Raw genomic sequence first — 5301 nt, 5'->3', positions numbered from 1 at the left:
ATCTACACTTCTAGCTTCGTCGGCAGCGTCAGAGGTGTATAAGAGACAGGCCAGACGCGCTGCGCATGGGCGGCACCATACCCCGGCCGCCCGGCTGTGACGTTCAGGGACGCGGCGACTCCTGAATCTCCACGTTGGCAATCCAGTTGCGCTTCCGGCGCGCGAGCCGCGTCGCGGCATCCTCGTCGTCGAAGCTGCCCGAGCTGCGGCGAATCCGCGCCGGGTCGATACCCTCGAACGCGTTGACGTTGACGACAGCGTAGAGCTGGCCGTCGATGCGGCTGGTCACCACGGGAACGACGCCGCACCGGCCACAGGTGTGGAACTCCGCGGTCCGCGTGCCGAAGACATATCGGGAGACCTGTGACGGCTCCTGGACCGAGATTTTGAGTGTCCCCCCAGGATGAGACGTCCAGAGCGCCACGTGCCGGGTGCAGAACGAACAACCACAGGCCCGTGCGGGAATCTCGTCCGGACTCGGCTCCCAGACGAGCGTGAAGGACAGATTCCCGCAGTGGCACTTCCCTGGAATCACCATGAGCGCGACCTCCGTTGTATCGACGCTCACCTATACTTCATCCCGCTTACGCCGCCACGGGCTGAGAGGGATTGCAGCACAGTCGTGCCGCCCTCCAAGCAGCACACCTTCGGAGGGCGCGCGGCTCAGGTCGGCAGCTTCTTCAGGAAGGCCAGCAGCGCGGCATTCACTTCGGCGGCGCGCTCCTGCTGAACCCAATGCCCCGCGCCGGGAACGACGTGGATGTCGGCCAGGTTCGGCACCAGGGCCTTCATCGGGTCAACGGGCGAGAAGGCACGCACCGGGTCCTTCTCTCCGACGATGTAGAGGGCCGGCTGCGGGATGACCGCCGTCGCCAGCTCAGGCAGTTCGTGCCAGTCCCGGTCCATGTTGCGGTAGCGATTGAGCCCGCCCCGGAATCCGCTGCCGGCGAGCTCCTTCGCGAAGTACGCGACGTCCGCCTCGGTGAGCCAGCCGGGCAAGGTCTCAGGTACGTCGAGCCTCGCGAGGAAGCCTTCCCCCTTCTTCTTCGCCAACACGACGGGATTCGTCACATCGAAGCCGGGGGTGCCCGTGAGAATCGCCCGGACCGTTCTCGGGACGTCCGCCTCGAACTCGGCCTCGGCCACGCCGGGCTCCTGGAAATAGAGGATGTAGAACCACTTCTCAGCGAACATGCGCTGGAACAGTTGAATCGGCGGCATGGGCGCGCGGCCCAGATGGGGCACGCTCATTCCCACCACCGCGCGGAAGCGGTCGGGATGCAGGGCGGCACAGTTCCAGGCGATCGCCGAGCCCCAGTCATGGCCAATGACGATGGCCGTCTTCTCCCCCAGCGCATCCAGCAGGCCAACCACATCACCCACCAGTTGCTTCATGCTGTACGCCTCGATGGCCTCCGGCTTGTCGCTCTGGCCGTAGCCACGGACGTCTGGAGCCACCACGTGGTACCCCGCCGCCGCCAACGCCGGAAGCTGATGGCGCCACGAGTACCAGGACTCCGGCCAACCATGCAGGAGCAGCACGAGCGGCCCTGAACCCGCCTCCGCGATGTGCAGGTTGATGCCATTCGTCTTCACGGTTCGATGCGCGATGTCAGCCATGGGGGTGCTCCAGAGGTGACGGTACGGTGGGGTCGAACAATAGCGTCAGGCGCGTCAGGCATGAGGCGTGACGCGCCGCTTCGCGGCACGAGCGTGACGGCGGCGAACGCCGAGTCCCGGGTCCGCCACGGATGGGCCTTCAACAGCCGCCCCATCGCCTCTGACGTCACCATGGGGCCCCATGTCCTCCAGGTGAAGGAGGACATGCAAGGCGACGGAGAGCCGACTGTCGCGTCTCATGCCACTTCATCTGTGGCGTGAGACGCGGCCAGTCAAGCGATTCGGCAGGTGGGGTGACTGGGTGGGGTGTCGTGACTCAGTAGTTGACCACGCCGTTCGGGAGCAGCAGGCGGTGGCTCCCCATGTCCATGATGGAGCGAGCCACGTCGAGCTGCACCACCGCACGGCCACGCAGCGCCAGCTCGTGCACGGGCGCCTCGAAGGTCACCGGGGCGACGCTGGCGTCGACGAAGCCGGAGCCTTCCGCCTGGGCATAGCCGCCGAGCCCCTCCAGTTGGAGCGTCACGCGGACGCGCTCCACGCCTTCCGGCACGTAGAAGTAGGCCACCAGGTGCGCGTGGTCGGGCTGGGCCACATCCACGCTGTCTTTCGCCAGCTCCACCTTGAGCGGCGCCCCGTCCGCGGTGACGCGAACAGCACCGATGGGGAGCTCCAGCTTGTCGTAGCCTTCCGCCGCCGAGCCGCGGAGCCGCAGCTCGAAGCGCTGCCCGTCCTCCGTCTGGACCGGACCGGACGGAGCGGGTGGCTCGCCCTGGACGGAGTCGAGCCGGTCACTGCCCCCACCGCAGGCCGTCAGGGCGAGGGCCGCGCAAACACACGTGGACAACATGATTTTCTTCATGGCGTGTCTTTCCTTGAGATTTGAAGGGTGTCTTGGATTGAGTTGGGAACGGCTCAGGGCGAGCAGCTCTGGCCGGAGTTGGAGGTCGGGTCGACGGCGATCGCCTCCGCGGCCTGGGGCGTCGACGGGCCGGGGATGAAGCCGGGCGGGAGCGGGAGCGAGTCGCAACCGTTGTTGAAGGCGTCCACGGGGTCGATGAGGCTCGAGATGAGATCGCACTGGGTGGTGTTCAGGGCGGCAACCGCATCCGTGAGGAGCGACGCCGGGTCAGGCGTCGCGCCGAACAGGCGCTGGTTGCAGATGCCCACCAGCGTCTGGCGCGCGAGCAGGAAGCGGAGCCGGTCCAGCTGGCTGCGCATCCCTCCCGCCGGGTACATGGCCGGGTCGCCCCACAGGATGCCTTCCGCGGCGGGCAGCGTGGTGATGGTCCCGATGGCGCCCAGGTTGATGGGCCCCTGCGCCAGGCACTGCGTGAGCGTCAGGATGCGGTTCTTGTAGAAACCGAGCGTCCGCGTCGGGCCGGTGCACTCGACGGGAGGCGGCTCTTCCCGCTCGCACGTCAGGCGCGCCGAGCACATGGCCGAGCCCAGGTCGAACGTCACCCTGAACGTGTTGTCGATGTGGTTGTCCGCCACGCCATCCTGCGCGGCAATGGTCACGCACTCGTCATAGCTGCCGATTTGCAGCGCGAAGTTCGACGTCAGCGAGCCATTGACAGGAATGCTCACCGGCGGCGGCGGCGAGAACGTGAAGCCCTCGCTCGACAGCACGTCATCGGTCGCCGTCAACAAGATGGACGGCAACGTCGGGTGGACGTTGGTGACCTTGAAGCTGTAGTTCGCGGTGTAGGGATAATCGTCCGCCACCACCACCGACTGGCCATTGACCTTCTTTTCGCAAATCAGGTCATGGGCATTCGCGACTCCGCTTCCGCCCACCACCACCGCACAAACCGCGGCAACCCACTGCTGCTTCTGCTTCATCCGCATGGTTCCGACCTCGTTCATGAGCACCAGGCTCGGACGCGGCGGATTTCACCGTTTGTGCCACGTCTGGGAAGCCGCGGGGCGACAAGCCCCTGACACAAGGATTCCCCACGGGAGGTAGGTGTTACGCCCTTCCTCTCGCATGATGGAAAATCGCGTCCCACAGTGGGGACCGCGACGGTGGACCTGAAGCAACATCAGGGCTCCGCGAGGAGGGTAATTGCCTCACCCGCGACCGTCCGCACGCCCTGCTGACCTGGGCGAACGCTTCCCATGTCCCGCGAGATGCCTCGGCAGTGAAGTTCCCTGCACCCGACAGGCATTGGCCCCACGGGGCTTTGCGACGCTTTTTCCTCAGGCGCCCGGGCGGGAGAACGTCACCCGCTGGCCGTTGGCGCCCAGCTCCAGATGCGTCACGCCAGCGCTGGGAGGCCCCAGCACGGGCACGATGAACCAGCTGGCGCGCCGCAGCGTGGTGGGCTGTCGCAGCGCGGCGCCGGGCTCCAGCATGCGCTCCACGCTTCCGCCCGGTCCGTGGAAGACGACGCGCAGCGCGCGAGGCACGCCATGGGCGCGGACGTAGAAGGCATACCGGTCACGGCCCCCACCCGCGTGGCCCGCCGCGACGCCCAGCACCTCCATGTCCTTCTCACGGAAGGCCAGCGGCATGACTCCATCAGGCAGTGGCGCGGGTTCGGACCGAGGCGCCTCCAGGTCATAGGCTCGCAGCGCGGCATCCGGAGGCACACCGGGGACGGGGGCGTAGCGCTCCGCGAGCGGCGAGACGAGGTAGGGGTGATAGCCGTGTTTGCGAGCACTCACGACGTCGGGCGGCCGCCGGTACGTCATGCGGTTGCTCCAGAACATGAGGCTCAGGTACTCCATGGAGTTGGGCACGTCCGAGTCCTGCGCGAGGAAGAGGACGCTGCGCGCCGGCGTCTGCTGGTCGAGCGCGCGCCCCACCTCGCGGGAGTAGGTGACGTACAGGTCATCCAGATGCCTGGCCTGGTAGTCTGCCTTCGCCACCGGAAAGGTGACGGCCAGCAGCCACGCGAGCACGCCCGAGGCCAGGAGCCCCAGCCCCTGGGGCGCCCAGGACAGCTTCCGCGGCAGGCGCCAGCACACGAGCGCGACGAGCAGCGCCGCCGCGGCGGCCACGACCAGTCCCTCGGCGAGCCCGGGCCGGGCGCGCGTCTGCACCAGCACCGTGGGGAGCACGGCGCGGACATCACCGAGCACCGGCAGGTGCTTGACGAACCACGGTGTGGCGACCGCCGCCAGGAGCGCCGCCGCGAGCGCGGGGTGGCGTCTGGCATCCGCGCCCGCGATGGCCAACGCGGCCAGGACGGCGGGCACCGCGCCCCAGGCAATGGCGGGGACCTTCACCACGCTCAGTGACAACACGAGCCAGGTGGCCCCCACCCACAACGCGAGCCCCACCACCTCCAGTTCCCGCCGGCGCACCGCGCGCACCAGCAGCCACACGAAGGCGAGCAGTGGCAACACCGCGGGCAGCGGCGCCAGGCTCTGGGTGTTGACCTCATTCAGGAGGGCATCCACCGGCCGGTGCCAGGGCCCCACGTCCACCGTCGGGTCGGCGAAGAGGTGGGCGCGCGTCACCCGCGCCTCCAGGTCATGCAGCTCCGGCCAGCGCCATGCGGAGTAGAAGCTCCACGGCGCGGCCAGGAGCACGGCCATGCCCACCATGGCCACCACCGTGCTGAACCTCGGTCCCGGACAGAAGCGCAGCCGGCCGAGCGCCCACAGCGTCGCCGCGATGCCCAGGGGCGTCAGCGCGAGCCCCGTCTTGCAAAGGAAGCCCAGCCCCACGGC

The 5301-nt window shown here is 68.1% G+C and carries 6 protein-coding genes; 1 reads left to right on the top strand and 5 read right to left on the bottom strand.

The features are described from left to right. Positions 1–103: 103 nt before the first annotated feature. Together FL344_RS37845 and FL344_RS37840 are read right to left on the bottom strand one after the other, a co-directional pair. Entirely contained in the window at positions 104–568 is a 465-nt protein-coding gene (locus tag FL344_RS37845) for a GFA family protein (RefSeq protein WP_141621917.1), read from the bottom strand. A gap of 95 nt (positions 569–663) precedes the next feature. Beyond that, on the bottom strand, positions 664–1620 hold the full coding sequence (locus tag FL344_RS37840; protein ID WP_141621916.1) for an alpha/beta fold hydrolase: 957 nt from the start codon (positions 1618–1620) through the stop codon (positions 664–666). Positions 1621–1680: 60 nt separating this feature from the next. On the opposite strand from FL344_RS37840, the gene FL344_RS38810 reads away from it, so the two are divergent. After that, positions 1681–1881, top strand: a complete 201-nt coding sequence (locus tag FL344_RS38810; protein WP_194863407.1) for a hypothetical protein — start codon at positions 1681–1683, stop codon at positions 1879–1881. A gap of 55 nt (positions 1882–1936) precedes the next feature. Here the strand turns inward: FL344_RS38810 and FL344_RS37830 are convergent, their stop codons facing one another. From FL344_RS37830 to FL344_RS37820, 3 genes are all read right to left on the bottom strand, one after another. Next, positions 1937–2482: a hypothetical protein gene (locus FL344_RS37830; protein ID WP_141588732.1), complete on the bottom strand. Its 546-nt coding sequence runs from the start codon at positions 2480–2482 to the stop codon at positions 1937–1939. Between the two features lie 53 nt (positions 2483–2535). Beyond that, entirely contained in the window at positions 2536–3495 is a 960-nt protein-coding gene (locus tag FL344_RS37825) for a hypothetical protein (protein ID WP_141588733.1), read from the bottom strand. Positions 3496–3822: 327 nt separating this feature from the next. Continuing rightward, on the bottom strand, positions 3823–5301 hold a 1479-nt coding region (locus FL344_RS37820; protein ID WP_141621915.1), incomplete at its 5' end, for a dolichyl-phosphate-mannose--protein mannosyltransferase.

The sequence above is a fragment of the Myxococcus sp. AB036A genome (assembly GCF_006547355.1).
Lineage (GTDB): Bacteria > Myxococcota > Myxococcia > Myxococcales > Myxococcaceae > Myxococcus > Myxococcus virescens.
The sequence above is the reverse complement of the archived record's forward strand: the minus strand, read 5'-3'. Positions and strand labels throughout refer to the sequence as shown.

Excerpts from the sequence above, each read along its gene's own strand:
- FL344_RS37840 (WP_141621916.1), bottom strand. The coding sequence starts at position 1,620 with ATGGCTGACATCGCGCATCGAACCGTGAAGACGAATGGCATCAACCTG.
- FL344_RS38810 (WP_194863407.1), top strand. The coding sequence starts at position 1,681 with ATGAGGCGTGACGCGCCGCTTCGCGGCACGAGCGTGACGGCGGCGAAC.
- FL344_RS37830 (WP_141588732.1), bottom strand. The coding sequence starts at position 2,482 with ATGAAGAAAATCATGTTGTCCACGTGTGTTTGCGCGGCCCTCGCCCTG.